Annotated in this window: 14 protein-coding genes; 9 read left to right on the top strand and 5 right to left on the bottom strand. The window is 61.7% G+C overall.

Annotation, left to right across the window (positions count from 1 at the left end; translation table 11 throughout):
- Positions 1 to 81: 81 nt before the first annotated feature.
- Together OSC37_RS00530 and OSC37_RS00525 are read right to left on the bottom strand one after the other, a co-directional pair.
- Entirely contained in the window at positions 82 to 231 is a 150-nt protein-coding gene (locus OSC37_RS00530) for a DUF7563 family protein (RefSeq protein ID WP_267162653.1), read from the bottom strand.
- A 131-nt stretch (positions 232 to 362) separates the two neighbouring features.
- Complete coding sequence (locus OSC37_RS00525) at positions 363 to 1181, bottom strand: DUF8155 domain-containing protein (protein ID WP_267164134.1); 819 nt, start codon at positions 1179 to 1181, stop codon at positions 363 to 365.
- A 145-nt stretch (positions 1182 to 1326) separates the two neighbouring features.
- Between OSC37_RS00525 and OSC37_RS00520 the strand changes: the two genes are divergently transcribed.
- The 7 genes from OSC37_RS00520 (at position 1327) to OSC37_RS00490 (ending at position 10120) form a co-directional block, all read left to right on the top strand.
- Positions 1327 to 2310 carry a PLP-dependent cysteine synthase family protein gene (locus OSC37_RS00520; protein WP_267162652.1) on the top strand — a complete coding sequence of 328 codons (984 nt, stop codon included), beginning with the start codon at positions 1327 to 1329 and terminating at the stop codon, positions 2308 to 2310.
- Between the two features lie 18 nt (positions 2311 to 2328).
- The gene (locus OSC37_RS00515; protein ID WP_267162651.1) at positions 2329 to 3501 is read left to right on the top strand and encodes a cystathionine gamma-synthase; all 1173 of its coding nucleotides are present in this window, start codon (positions 2329 to 2331) and stop codon (positions 3499 to 3501) included.
- A 113-nt stretch (positions 3502 to 3614) separates the two neighbouring features.
- Entirely contained in the window at positions 3615 to 4154 is a 540-nt protein-coding gene (locus OSC37_RS00510; protein ID WP_267162650.1) for a response regulator, read from the top strand.
- A 60-nt stretch (positions 4155 to 4214) separates the two neighbouring features.
- Positions 4215 to 4697 carry a DUF5804 family protein gene (locus tag OSC37_RS00505; protein ID WP_267162649.1) on the top strand — a complete coding sequence of 161 codons (483 nt, stop codon included), beginning with the start codon at positions 4215 to 4217 and terminating at the stop codon, positions 4695 to 4697.
- Between the two features lie 84 nt (positions 4698 to 4781).
- Entirely contained in the window at positions 4782 to 7898 is a 3117-nt protein-coding gene (locus OSC37_RS00500; RefSeq protein ID WP_267162648.1) for an oligosaccharyl transferase, archaeosortase A system-associated, read from the top strand.
- A 2-nt stretch (positions 7899 to 7900) separates the two neighbouring features.
- On the top strand, positions 7901 to 8881 hold the full coding sequence (locus tag OSC37_RS00495; protein ID WP_267162647.1) for a DUF368 domain-containing protein: 981 nt from the start codon (positions 7901 to 7903) through the stop codon (positions 8879 to 8881).
- Positions 8882 to 9052: 171 nt separating this feature from the next.
- On the top strand, positions 9053 to 10120 hold the full coding sequence (locus OSC37_RS00490) for a DUF7973 family transport facilitator (RefSeq protein WP_267162646.1): 1068 nt from the start codon (positions 9053 to 9055) through the stop codon (positions 10118 to 10120).
- Between the two features lie 81 nt (positions 10121 to 10201).
- Here the strand turns inward: OSC37_RS00490 and OSC37_RS00485 are convergent, their stop codons facing one another.
- Complete coding sequence (locus OSC37_RS00485; RefSeq protein ID WP_267162645.1) at positions 10202 to 10384, bottom strand: HEWD family protein; 183 nt, start codon at positions 10382 to 10384, stop codon at positions 10202 to 10204.
- An 82-nt stretch (positions 10385 to 10466) separates the two neighbouring features.
- Here OSC37_RS00485 and OSC37_RS00480 point away from each other — a divergent pair, with 82 nt between their 5' ends.
- On the top strand, positions 10467 to 10859 hold the full coding sequence (locus OSC37_RS00480) for a DUF2237 family protein (protein ID WP_267162644.1): 393 nt from the start codon (positions 10467 to 10469) through the stop codon (positions 10857 to 10859).
- Here the strand turns inward: OSC37_RS00480 and OSC37_RS00475 are convergent.
- Entirely contained in the window at positions 10856 to 11308 is a 453-nt protein-coding gene (locus OSC37_RS00475; RefSeq protein ID WP_267162643.1) for a UPF0179 family protein, read from the bottom strand. The two genes, OSC37_RS00480 and OSC37_RS00475, sit on opposite strands and share 4 nt — an antisense overlap.
- Before the next feature lie 39 nt (positions 11309 to 11347).
- Complete coding sequence (mvaD, locus tag OSC37_RS00470; protein ID WP_267162642.1) at positions 11348 to 12328, bottom strand: phosphomevalonate decarboxylase MvaD; 981 nt, start codon at positions 12326 to 12328, stop codon at positions 11348 to 11350.
- Between the two features lie 168 nt (positions 12329 to 12496).
- On the opposite strand from mvaD, the gene OSC37_RS00465 reads away from it, so the two are divergent.
- Positions 12497 to 12988: a hypothetical protein gene (locus OSC37_RS00465; protein ID WP_267162641.1), complete on the top strand. Its 492-nt coding sequence runs from the start codon at positions 12497 to 12499 to the stop codon at positions 12986 to 12988.
- Positions 12989 to 12995 lie beyond the last annotated feature (7 nt).

Raw genomic sequence — 12995 nt, 5'->3', positions numbered from 1 at the left:
GTACTCCCCGGCGATGGCACTAAAATCCCCGTTCGTCGGCACGGAAATGTATAGCCAGGGGGGGTCCGCGGAGTCGGTGCGTCAAGCTTCGTGGGCACGGCGTCGTGCCGCCTCGGCGATACCCGCGTTAGCCGAACAGCTTGGACAGGCACGGATGTGCCCAGCCTCGTCGGCGAAGACGCGAGCGAAGCGGTCCGATACGTGTGCTCCACAGTGGTTACATTCAGGCATTCGTCTGGCAACCGGCCTCATTCTGCCGGCATACATCTGTACGATGGGACCATAAATACAGATAGTGCCTAACAAGTTGGGTGTGTTATCGCGGTGCCGGTCTGGCGGTGGTCTGAACGTGTAAGCGGCGTTCAGTCGTCGGGACAGACAGTGACAGAAACGGCCTGTCCGGCTTCGAGGTCTCCTGCCGTCTCTCCGACGAGCTTGATACCGAAGCTATCTCGGGCACAGTAGAGCGCAACACCTCGTACCGGCTCGCCGTTTGCTTCGACAGTCACATCGTCCCACGTTACAGTTCTGTCCGAATCGGATCCGACTTCCGTCCCCGCAAAGACCGCTCGTGTTCCGTCACCGAGGAGACCGCCCCGCTCGTAGTGGGGAAAGCCACCGTCGAGAACGCCCCCGTCACTTTCCAGCCCCACGAACGTTGAGCCGGGGTCCGGGTGGGAGGGGCTGTCGAGGCGGGCCCACGTCTCGCCGGTCTCGAGGACTGTCCCGGTCCCGTCCCACGAGAGTGGGGTGGGATTGACAGCGACAGTGAGTCGCAGCGAGCCACTCGCACGGTAGGGGTTCGCGTCGTAATCTCTGAATCCGAGGTGGATGTGGTTCGGGACCCACGGGGCGAAGAAGCCGGCCCTGACGAGTGTGCCGAGGGGATCTCCGCGTTCGATGTGGTCGCCGGCCTCGACAGTCGGCTCGACGTGGAGGAGTCTGGCGACGTGGGTTCCGGTGTCGACCAGAATCAGATGGTCGTGTGCCTCAGCGTAGGGTTTCGGCGGCGCGTCGACAGTTCGTGTGTCGATAACCTCGCCAGCGACCGGTGAGGGGGCGGTTCCCGCTTCGGGGTAGAGGTCTATCGCCGCGCCGGTGTCGTGAGCCACGTACGGCGAGTTGTAAAGGGTGAACCGACGATACTGAAAGAGCGTATCGCTGTCGAGGGAGACGGTCATCATACTTTCGTTTGCCGAGAACTCTATATGTCCGTCGGTCTCTGCCGGCTACCAGGGCTGAATGAACAGTTCTAAGCCTGCGGATTGGTGACTGTGTACCGATGGGAACTGGGAGACAAACCTCGGCAGTTCACAACGAGGAGCTATGACGACACACAGGGAGCCACTCGAGTCAGTTCTGGAAACGGTCGGTGAAACGCCGCTCGTCCGGGTGCAGAAGAGTCCTGACGATGCACCGGTCTATGCGAAACTCGAATCGTTCAACCCCGGCGCGAGTATCAAAGACCGGCTCGGCGTCTATCTCGTCGAGAAACACCTCGAACGCGGCGATATCGACCCAGGAGGGACTGTCATCGAGCCGACGGCCGGGAACACCGGTATCGGCATCGCGCTGGCAGCGACACAGATGGACGTCGAGGCCGAGTTCGTCGTCCCCGAGCGGTTTAGCGTCGAGAAGCAGACGCTGATGCGCTCGCTGGGCGCGACGATTGTCAACACCCCAACCGAGGACGGGATGAAACGCGCCATCGAGGTTGCACACGAACGCGCCGAGAAACAGGAGAACGCAATCGTCCCACAGCAGTTCTCCTCACCGCTGAACGCGGCGGCCCACAAGGCGACGACCGGCCCGGAAATCTGGGACGCTCTCGACGGCGAGGTCGGTGCAATCGTCGCCGGCTGTGGCACTGCAGGAACCCTGATGGGCATCACGCAGTACATTCGCGAGCAACAGTCAGACGTTCACGTGACCGCTGTCGAGCCGGAGGGGTCGCTGTTCGCCCGGACCAAAGGAGCGGATGTCGACCACGACGAGTACAACATCGAGGGTATCGGCACCAGCGACCTGGGGACCAACGAACTGTTCGACGAGTCACTCGTCGACGAAGTCCAGCAGGTCAGCGACCGCGACGCACAGGCCGAACTCAAACGACTCGCGCACGAAGAGGGTCAACTGGTCGGCTCGAGCGCAGGTGCTGCGAGCCTCGTTGCCCGCGACGTGGCCGACCGCATCGTCGCCGGCGACCTCGATGTGCCACACGACACGGTCGTGACAGTCTTCCCCGATTCAAGCGAGCGATATCTCTCGAAAGGAATCTACGACGACTACGAGAAGTGGGTCGGCGAGTAACCAACCAACGAAACATTCATGACACAAGACACCGACGACCACCGGTTCGAGACGGACAGCATTCACGCCGGACAGGAACCCGACTCGGAGACGGGCGCAATTATGCCGCCCATCTACGCGACGTCGACGTACATCCAGGACGGTCCCGGGGAGGACCGGGGCTACGAGTACTCACGGACGGGGAACCCGACCCGGACGGCCCTCGAAGACAACCTCGCTGCCCTCGAAGGCGCAGAGTACGGTCGCGCCTTCGCCAGCGGGATGGCGGGCATCAACACGGTTTTGAACCTGCTCGAATCGGGTGACCACGTCATCGCCGGCGACGACGTCTACGGCGGGACCCACCGTCTGTTCAGGCAGGTCTACGAGGATTACGACCTCTCGTTTTCCTTTGTCGACACGACCGACCACGACGCCGTCAGAGAGGCAATCCGCCCGGAGACCGAACTCCTGTGGGTCGAGACCCCGACGAATCCGCTGATGCGCGTCAACGACATCGAGACGCTTTCGCGCATTGCACACGACCATGACGTGCTCTGTGCTGTCGATAACACGTTTGCGACGCCGTACCTCCAGCAGCCGCTTTCTCACGGTGCCGACATTGTCTCACACTCACTGACGAAGTACCTGGGCGGACACTCGGACGTTGTCGGTGGCGCGCTGGTCACCGACGACCCCGACCTGGACGAACAGTTCGGCTTCTACCAGAACAGCGTCGGCGCAACGCCGGACCCCTTTGCGTGCTTCTTGGTCCTGCGAGGGACGAAGACGCTCCCGGTCAGGATGGACCGTCACTGCGAGAACGCACGGACACTCGCTGAGCGCCTCGACAACCACGATGCCGTCGACACCGTCTACTACCCCGGCCTGGAGTCCCATCCCAGCTACGAGCTGGCCCGCGAACAGATGGACGACTTTGGCGGGATGGTCAGCTTCGAGCTAAACGGAACACTCGAAGAGACGGCCGATTTCGTCGCCGAAACTGACGTATTTGCGCTCGCAGAGAGCCTCGGCGGCGTCGAGAGTCTCATCGAACAGCCCGCGACCATGACCCACGCCTCGATCCCCAAAGAGGAGCGACTCGCCGCCGGTCTCACAGATGGACTCGTTCGTATCAGTGTTGGCATCGAACACATCGAGGACCTCTGGGATGACCTCGACGGCGCAATCGAGACCGCTCTCTCGGGGTAGTCCACAGCAGGCGGCCGGTGTAGACCCCAGCCATTAAGAGGCTCTCAGTCAGATATTGTAGTATAGCTTCGACACCAGCAGCCAGCCGGAGGTGCCCACAGTCCGATGCAACAATGACAGACGATGAACGTGTCCTCGTCGTAGACGATGAGACCGAACTGGCGAACCTGTACACGAGGTTCCTCAAACCCGAGTACGATGTCGTGACAGCAACGAGCGGTGAAGAAGCGCTCGAAAGAGTCGATGAGGCGGTCGATGTCGTCCTACTCGACCGTCGGATGCCGAACATGTCTGGGGATGAGGTTCTCGCTAGACTCGCCGAGCGAGGAATCGACGTCCACATTGCGATGCTCACCGCCGTCGAGCCCGAGCGCGATATCGTCGACCTCCCCTTCGACGAGTACAAGACCAAGCCGGTGACGAGAGACGAGTTGCTCGCGCTGGTACAGGTGTTACTCGACCGCGCGACCTACGACAAACACAGCCAAGAGTTCTTCAGCCTCGCGGTCAAGAAGGCCACACTTGAGGCGGTCAACGAACACGGGACCGACGAGTATGAGGAGGTCGTCGAGCGACTCGACGAGCTGCGAGAGGGTATCGATATGACACTCGAAGAGGTAAGCGCCAACAGAATTCTGCTGGAAGATTCCTGACGGCCTGCCGCGATACTGGGATGCGAAACCGCTTTCAGGTAGCCTCGTCTCTCTGGGGCTATGGCGCGAGTCTGTCTCGTGGGGGCCGACGACGTAACACTGCAGTACGAGCTTCTATCCAGAGAGACATCGCGAAATGCCCTTGCGGCCTACGACCTCGAAGAGCCGTTCTACAACGCGATTGCTGTCGAGACCGTGAGCCTCGGCGCGGCAGTTGCGCTGTTGAACGACCTCGACTGGTATCTCGCCCGCTTCGTCGGGAGCGCCTTCGTGCGAGAGCCGTCAGTGAGTGAGGCCGAGTGGCTCTCGCGTGAGATGGCGACGGCGATCCGAGACGGTGAGGTAGCCCCGAACGACAGCGGACGCTTTCTCGAGATATACGGGCTCGAACCGGTCGAAAGCAGTTCAGATGACAGAGCCCAGCAGCGGCTTGTCGAGCCAATGTTGGTGGCCCGAACCGGTCAGACAGTACCAGAGTACGACCTCCGCGACGTCGAGGAGACGCTCACAGTCCGTCTGACAGAGTCCGAATTCGGCGCGTGAGTCGTAGAGCTGGGGGACCAAATCCCGTATACGCATGGCTGTATTACATAAAGCTTATCCCCCCCGTTCTGTTCTCATCTTGTAATGAGCAACTGGCGGGAACAGCTTTCCGAGGAGTCGGAATCCAAGGCGTTGGCAGCGTGGCTGGAGGAGTACTACCACCTGCCCGTCCTGCTCCTTCTCGTCGGGTTCGTTTTGTGGAATCGGTTGCGGAACTACGCCAACTTCATTGTCGACGGGACGGTCTACCTTTCCGGGAACGACCCCTTGTATCACCTTCGGATGACCGAGTACGCGGCGAACAACTTCCCATCGACGATGTCGTTCGACCCCTGGACGTATTTCCCGTACGGGTCAGCAACCCAACAGTTCGGGACGATGTTCGACCAGGTCGTCGCGCTCGTCGCGCTAATTGTTGGCTTCGGGAGCCCGAGCACGGACCTGATAAATCACGTGGCACTGATTACGCCGCCGTTCCTGGCGGCGCTTGTCTGTCTCCCCGGCTACGTCATTGGCCGTCGTCTTGGCGGTCGAATCGGGGGACTGGTCGTCGTCGGTATGGTCGCGTTCATGCCCGACCGTCTGCTCGCAGTGACCGTTGCGGGGACCTTCGACCACCACGGCTGGGAGGTGTTGATGATGTCGCTCAGCACCCTCGGTATCATGGTCGCCCTTTCGGCGAGCGAACAGGAGAAACCGGTCTTCGAACTCGTCCGGGCGCGCGAACTCGATGCGATGCGAAAGACTGTGGGCTACTCGATGCTCGCGGGTCTCGCGATGGCAATGTACGTCTGGACGTGGCCGCCCGCAGTGTGGCTGTTCGGTATTCTGGCTATCTTCTTTACGATTCAGATGAGTTTGGACCATCTCCGGGGCCAGAGCCCGGAGCACGTCGCCTTCGTCGGCGTGATTAGTACGATAACTGCGGGACTGCTCATTATGAGCACCACCCGGACACTGGAGCTGACTGGTGTGACTAGTCGGTCGCTGTTACAGCCAGGGCTGGCGTTCGTCGTCGCCGGCGGTGTGGCCTTCCTCGCCGTGTTGTCCAGACAGTTCGACAGACAGAATCTCGCCCGCTACTACTACCCGGTGACGGTCCTCGGCTTGCTCGTCTTCGGTGGCCTCGCGTCGTCACTTCTGGTGCCAGAGCTGTTCGATTTCTTCGTCAGCCAGGTTGACCGCATTTTCGGCTTCATCACGAGCCCCGGAACCGCTGCTGGCACCATCGGCGAGGCCCAGCCGATGGAGTTCAGCGGCCTCAGAAGAAGGTATCAGCTCGCCCTGTTCACCGGTGGCCTCGGCGGCGCAATCGTCCTCGTCCGACAGGCCCTCAGCAACCGGCCGAGCAGCGAGCAGCTGTTCATCGTCCTCTGGAGTCTGATGATGCTGTTCGCTACCCTCACCCAGCTTCGCTTCGCGTACTACATGACAATCGTCGTCGGTGGGCTCAATGCCGTTCTAGTCGGATTCATCTTCCAGTTCACCGGTAGTTCGGCCAGCGACTTCGAGTTCGAAACCTACCAAGTTCTCACTGTTGTGGTCCTGGTACTTGTCATCTTTGCGCCGTTCCTCGGTGTTCCGATTATCAGCGCGGACACGACCGCGACCGGATTCGCGTCGGACCGTAGCTATCCCGGCGATATCGTCGCCTGGGATGACGGTCTCCAGTTTATGAACGAGAACACGCCACAGCCGGGTCAGTTCGGCGCCCCGGATAACGACCCGATGGAGCTGTTTGGCGGTTTCGACCAGACCGATGACTACCAGTATCCGGACGGGTCGTACGGGGTCCTGTCCTGGTGGGACTACGGCCACTGGATAACCGAACGCGGCGAGCGTATTCCGACGGCGAACCCGTTCCAAGAGGGAACCGACACCGCCGCACGGTTCCTGCTCGCACAGAACGAGGACCGGGGGCTCGACGTGCTCTCGGAGATGAGTGACGGCGAGAACGCCCAGACCCGGTATGTCATGATCGACTGGCGGATGGTCGAAACCGAGACCGCACGTCCGGTCCGCGGTAAGTTCTTCGCGCCGCCGCAGTTCCACCCCGACTTCGAGCAGATGGACTTCACCACACAGCTGATGAACGTCGGTGAACGCGGCCAGCTTCAGCCGCTGGCGCGGATTCAGAAACAGCCGTACTTCAACTCGATGGTCTCGCGGCTCTATCACTACCACGGCAGTGCAAAGAGTCCAGAGCCGGTCGTCGTCGAGTGGAACGGTCAGGAACAGGAGTTCCAGCAGGAGGATCTAGAAGGGCGCTCCTACATCGAGGCACAGTCCGGCGGGAGCACCCAGGTGTTCGATACAGTCGAGCAGGCACGCAACTACGTCCAGAACACCACCTCGGCGCAGGTCGGTGGTATCGGTGCGATGCCCAGTGAACGCGTGCCCGGACTCGAACACTTCCGGCTCGTTCACATGAGCGACACAACAGCAATCGCACAGACACAGGAGGACCGCCAGATGTTAAACTACGGCGTCAACCTGGCGATGCAGCTCTCGTTCCGCCAGAACTTCAGAAACACCGGCTTCGGGCAGTCACTCATCCAGAGCCTCGACGACGGCGAAACGAGCGACGAGCAGCTCCGACAGCAAGCCTCGCGCAGGGCGATCAACATGATGTATCCCACGACGCCCGCGTTCACGAAGACGTTCGAGCGCGTGCCAGGCGCGACGATTCAGGGAACGGGACCAGCAAACGAAATCATCGACGTCTCTGCCAACCTCCAGCCGGAGAACGGCCAGCAGTTTACCTACCGCCGGCAGGTTGCCACCGACGACGAGGGTAACTTCGAGCTCACCGTTCCGTACGCAACGACCGGCTACGACGAGTACGGCGTTGAAGAGGGGTACACCAACACCTCCGTCAGGGCAGTAAGTCCGTACCAGATCACTGCGGGCCAGCTCGAACAGACCGACGACGGCGCATTCGTCCGCGAGCAGGCAACTGCGAACGTCTCTGAGGCACAGGTCATCGGCGAGGATACCGACCCGGTGACGGTCACTCTCGAAGAGGAGGAGGTCATTCCGCCACAGGACGACGGCAACGAATCCAGCGACGGTGAAGGCGACAGCGGAGACACAGACGGCGAATCCAGCGACTCCAACGGCGGCAGCGGTAACGAGACCCAGCAGATAACCCCGTCGGCAGGGCTGACGGCTGGACCGGCCGAGCCAGCGGCGAGAACGTAGCCGTGCAGTCAGCTGAAACCGTCGAAAGCGGAGAGCGACGGCCGGCACTTGTCAGTCTCGCGGTCGTCTACTGTAAGGGATTGGCGATGGGTGCCGCAGACGCCGTCCCCGGTGTCTCTGGCGGGACAATCGCCTTCATTACGGGCATCTACGAGCGCCTCATCCGAGCGGTGACATCGCTCGACCCGTCGGTGGTGCTGCTGCTGCCGTCGTTGCGTCACGAGCGTGGCCGCCGGGAGGTCGTCGCCGAGCTCAGACGGATGGACGTTCCATTCCTGGTCGCCGTCGGGATGGGGATGGTGACGGCTGTTGCCATCCTCGCCCGCCTCGTCCAGTTCGCGCTCTCGACGACGCCAGGGCCGACGTTTGCCTTCTTCTTTGGGCTCATCGGTGCGTCGGCGGTTGCGCTGTTCGAGCGTGACTGGGTACGCCACTCCGGTCCTGCGGGTGCGGCACTGGCCGGATTCAGTCTCGCCTTTCTGGTCGCCGGCGAGACCGCGACCGGCACATTTCCCCACAGTTTACCAGTTATCTTCGGCGCGGGATTGCTCGCGATCTCCGGGATGGTGCTCCCGGGCATCTCCGGCGCGTTCATCCTGCTCCTGTTAGGGCAGTACGACTATATGACGACGACGCTCAACGACTTCATCGATGAGTTCATCGCGGTAATCGGGGGCAGTTCGCCAGACGCATTCCTCGAGGCTGCGCTGACTGTCGTCGTGTTCATGAGCGGTGCGCTCGTCGGCCTGTTCACGATTGCATTTGCCGTCCGGGCCGCACTGGAGCGATACCGGATGGCGACGCTTGCCTTCCTTGTGAGTCTGATGCTCGGCGCACTTCGCTACCCCGCGTTCCGAATGATGGAGACAACAGACGGATGGACGGCCCCGCGTGTCGTCGTGCTCGCTGGCGCGCTCGTCGCCGGGCTCGGTGCTGTCCTCGTGCTCGATTACTACACGGAGGACTTTGGCTACGATGCCTGACGGGTGCGAGGCGCTAGGACCAGGAGAACACCGGTGCGTCCCGGAGCCGAGACACAAACTACTATCATCCCGGTGGACGCACTGATAGCTGAGTATGCGACGGGAGTTGACCGGCGTCGAGAGTGAATCGAGGGACGACCGCATCCGAGGCGGCGTCCGCTGGAGGTGACGATGGTCGTTTCAGAGCTGACTATCGAGATTCTGATTGCGGGGTTTGCCGGCGGGATGGTCGGCGCGGCAATCGGTGCGTTGCCTGCACTGAGCCTCGCCGGTCTCGCTATCCTTGTCGGCGAAGTGACCGGAACGCTTGGGAACCTGGAGGGCGAGGCGATTGCAGGCGTCTTCGGAGTGGATCCGGCAGCGGTGGATGTGCTCGGCCTCGGCGGTGCTATCGGGTTCGGGCCGGTGTTGGGACCACACGTCGCCTTCGCCGGTGGAACAGCGGCCGCAGCCTTCCTCGGGCGACAGCAGACCTTCGATACGACGTTCCGGTACCACCAGGCGAAAAATATCTCGAAGCCGCTGGGGTCAGAGCCGGCGACACTTCTTGTCGGCGGTGCATTCGGCGTCCTCGGCGTCCTCGTGGCCCGCCTCGCCGTGGGGCTCGAACTCCCTGTCGACCCGATCTTCCTCGCTGTGGTTCTATCTGCGTTCGTCCACCGACTCGCGCTGGGCTACCCACTGGTCGGACGGGTCCGCGGGATGAGTCGCTCGATACTCGATATGAGCCCACACGTCCGCGACGAGCGCTGGGGCGAGGAGCCCTACGAGACCGAACAGGGAACAGAGGGCCGCAGCGTCGTCGAGGTGTGGCTGCCGGACCACTACGAGCCCCAGAACGTCGCCGTGTTGGGACTGGCTGTCGGGCTTGTCTCCGGCTACATCGCGCTGATAAGCGATAGCGCCTTCCTCGCCCTCGGTATCTCGCTTTTCAGTCTTGCCTTCCTCGCCCTCGGCCAGTACTCCTTTCCCGTCACACACCACATGGCGCTTCCCGCCGGCATTGCCGCACTGGCAACAGCAAGCGAGTTCGACCCCACAGTTGGCCTCCTGGCCGCAGGCGTATTCGGTATCATCAGTGGCCTACTCGGCGAAGGTGCCCAGCGTCTCTTCTACGCTCACGGGGATACCCACGTCGACCCGCCCGCCGTCGCTATCGTCGTAACCACGCTGCTGCTTGGCCTGCTTGCGACCGCTGGCATCCTCGATCCGGAGCCGATTCCGTACCCTGTGCTGTGATAGGGCAGTGGTTCCGCTCGGGCCTACTCGACAACCACCTTGGGTGTGTCTGACTCCGCAAACCGTTCGAGACAGGAGCTGTCACTGTGGCGTGATCGGGTTGTACGTTCCTGTCACGTTCCACTCGTGGACGCAGTGACGCGTGCCGCGCTGTGGTTCCCCGTCGACAGTCGCTGCGACCCACACCGTGTTGTCGTCGTCCCACACTTCGAGACGGCCACACCGGAGACACTTGCGTTCGTTTGGGGGTGTTATCGGACTCATACAACTGGATACGACAGACACGGACTTGAATCATGTGTCCGACACCCACAGCGATTATCAGCGACCGCTTCCTACGATGGCTATGAGCGAGGAGACGAACGTTCTCGGCACGGAGCTAGAGCCCTGTAGCACCGACCCGATAACGGGCTACAAGCGAGACGGCTGTTGTCGACACGTCGACACAGACCCTGGCAGGCACGAGGTCTGTGCGGTGGTGACCGCTGACTTCCTGGAGTACAGTAAAGCGAAGGGCAACGACCTGATGACACCGCGCCCGGCGCTCGATTTCCCTGGCCTCGAACCTGGCGACCGCTGGTGTCTCTGTCTCGGCCGCTGGATAGAGGCCTTCGATGACGATGTCGCGCCGCCGGTGGTTCTTGAGGCCACGAACGAATCCGTCCTTGACTCCGTGCGCCGCTCGACGCTCGAAGCCTACGAGTACGGGGGTGAGCCAGAGGGTAGTACGACGGGCTAGCTGTCCTCAGGAGCCTCGAACTCGACGAGTGAAAGGTCACGGTCGAGTACGCAGTAGTCGTGTGGCGGGTCGCCGACGACCTCGTCGATACGGTACTCCTCGTCGAAGGAAGCGCCAGCTGGCTCGCAGTACTCGTGGCTCGGGCAGCTGGTGTGGGGACAGGGGCCTTCGAGTGCCGCTCTGCTGCCGGAGTAGGCGCTGCTCGTGGCAACGTTGGCTCGAACCGGCGTCGGTTCGACCTCGACCGCGGTGACTCCTGCATCGTGGACCGCACAGTCGAGCGTGCTCGCGTTTTCCCGAATGCCGGTGACGCGGTACTTGCGTCCCTCGGTCAGGTTGAGACACTGACTCCGATACGGACACCCCTCACAAGCCGCTGACTCCCCGTTGTAGACGAACTCGACCCCCTCCTCGGCGAGTCGCGTTCCAATAAGCGTCACCGTCGTCATGGACCACTGTTGTGCGCCCGGCCGATTAAGTCCCCCGGCTCAGAAGAGTGCGTCCTCTGCCGGAAGCACCCGTGCCGGGCCGCCGATACGCCAGCGACGGGTCTCGACGCCACAGTCACCGATAGCATCCTCGACACGGTCGACGTACTCCGCGGTCGTGTTGACGTAGACGCTCGCGCCGGTGTCGGCCGAAAAGTAGACCGGAATCTCCTCCTCGGTCCGGAGCCGCCTGACCGTATTGAACACCTCGATGGTCTCGGGCTGCCAGTAGATCCAGCCGGATGGGCCAGTCATCGTCGTTGCGGTCAGCGAGAGGGTGTCGTGCTCGGCGAGCTCGAACGTTCGATGGAAGTTTCCATCCCCGAGTGCGTCACGCATCTCCGCAATCTGACCGTGGATGTGGGCCATCCGCGCCTCGAACATGTGACTCGCGGCGGCCTCCTCGTGGGCGTGTTCTGTCTCCTTGTAGGACGGGACGAGCGCGCCGATGACCCGCAGGTCCTCCTCGAAGGCCTCAGGCGAGGAGACCGTCTCCGAGCGACAGTCCGCGTCGTTCATCCCTGCGCGAAGGTGCGAGAAGCCGCCGGTAACAGCGCGCGCCGCCGAGCAGGAGCCACGCCGGGCGATAGTGGAGATTTCGGGCAGCGTCAGGTCGAGTCCTGCAGCGTCTGCGAGCGCCGTCGCCGCCGCTGCGAACCCGGAGGCAGAGGAGCCAAAGCCGACGTTCGTCGGGAACGAGTTCTCGGACTCGAACCGAACGCGGTCGTCGGTATCGGCCAACTCGCGGACGTGGTCGACGACGTGGCGGACGCGCTCGGCCGCGCGGCCGTCGATCTCCTCGCCGTCGATGACGTAGTAATCCTCAGTGAGGGAGGAGTCGAACTCGACAGTAGTCGTCGTATTGCTCGGGGCGGTACAGAGGCTGATAGAGTCGTGATACGGGAGTCGGAGTTCCTCGTCGCGCATCCCGTGGTACTTGACGAGCCCCTCGATTGGGTGGGCTCTCGCAGTCGCCTTCATACCCTGAGCAATTCGGCGTCGGTACTTGGCAGTTTTGAACCGCGGCGTTGGTCCGCCAGTCTGGCACGGAGGAATCATCCGAAATCAGCTATTCCGGCCGAACGATTAGTTGTCCAACGAGTTATACTCGCCGGAAAGATGTTTTATGCGAGCGTGAAAGTTGTGAATATGCCGAAAAAAGCCCTCCTCATTCTGGGACTCTTGATGTTTATGTTCCTCTTTGGATATCCCGGCGGTGAACCGCAACCCTCCATCGCCGAACGTATCAACGCGTCCGATGGGCCGTGTCACCGCGACACGACAAAGGGAGACCCCAAGCCGACCTACTGCTGGCTGGAGAAGAAGCCCCCGGACATTGATGTCCGAAACTCGCACCACGAGAGTCACAACGTGACTGTTCAAATAGTCCAGGACTCGACAGTGATATACTCGGCAAATGATTCTCTGGAATCCGCCTCCGGCGGCGTCGTTAATCACCGTCTTGAGGATGTTGTGAACGAACCGGGAAACTACACGATTCGAGCGACTCTCGACGGTCAACAAACCGACTCCTACACTGATTCGGTTGAGAAAATCTACATGGGGGACGGCGGGCCGAAATGGTGGGTCAGAATTGATGAGGTCGGTACGTTACATGTGAATAGTATCCCCAGTATGTGACTCGGTT

It is taken from the genome of Halovenus salina (assembly GCF_026410925.1).
Taxonomy (GTDB): Archaea; Halobacteriota; Halobacteria; order Halobacteriales; family Haloarculaceae; genus Halovenus; species Halovenus salina.
The sequence above is the reverse complement of the archived record's forward strand: the minus strand, read 5'-3'. Positions and strand labels throughout refer to the sequence as shown.

Coding starts and splice junctions, on each gene's coding strand:
- OSC37_RS00485 (WP_267162645.1), bottom strand. CDS start 10,384: ATGAGTCCGATAACACCCCCAAACGAACGCAAGTGTCTCCGGTGTGGC.
- OSC37_RS00480 (WP_267162644.1), top strand. CDS start 10,467: ATGAGCGAGGAGACGAACGTTCTCGGCACGGAGCTAGAGCCCTGTAGC.
- OSC37_RS00530 (WP_267162653.1), bottom strand. CDS start 231: ATGCCTGAATGTAACCACTGTGGAGCACACGTATCGGACCGCTTCGCT.
- OSC37_RS00500 (WP_267162648.1), top strand. CDS start 4,782: ATGAGCAACTGGCGGGAACAGCTTTCCGAGGAGTCGGAATCCAAGGCG.
- OSC37_RS00525 (WP_267164134.1), bottom strand. CDS start 1,181: ATGACCGTCTCCCTCGACAGCGATACGCTCTTTCAGTATCGTCGGTTC.
- OSC37_RS00510 (WP_267162650.1), top strand. CDS start 3,615: ATGACAGACGATGAACGTGTCCTCGTCGTAGACGATGAGACCGAACTG.
- mvaD (WP_267162642.1), bottom strand. CDS start 12,328: ATGAAGGCGACTGCGAGAGCCCACCCAATCGAGGGGCTCGTCAAGTAC.
- OSC37_RS00475 (WP_267162643.1), bottom strand. CDS start 11,308: ATGACGACGGTGACGCTTATTGGAACGCGACTCGCCGAGGAGGGGGTC.
- OSC37_RS00520 (WP_267162652.1), top strand. CDS start 1,327: ATGACGACACACAGGGAGCCACTCGAGTCAGTTCTGGAAACGGTCGGT.
- OSC37_RS00505 (WP_267162649.1), top strand. CDS start 4,215: ATGGCGCGAGTCTGTCTCGTGGGGGCCGACGACGTAACACTGCAGTAC.
- OSC37_RS00465 (WP_267162641.1), top strand. CDS start 12,497: ATGCCGAAAAAAGCCCTCCTCATTCTGGGACTCTTGATGTTTATGTTC.
- OSC37_RS00490 (WP_267162646.1), top strand. CDS start 9,053: ATGGTCGTTTCAGAGCTGACTATCGAGATTCTGATTGCGGGGTTTGCC.
- OSC37_RS00515 (WP_267162651.1), top strand. CDS start 2,329: ATGACACAAGACACCGACGACCACCGGTTCGAGACGGACAGCATTCAC.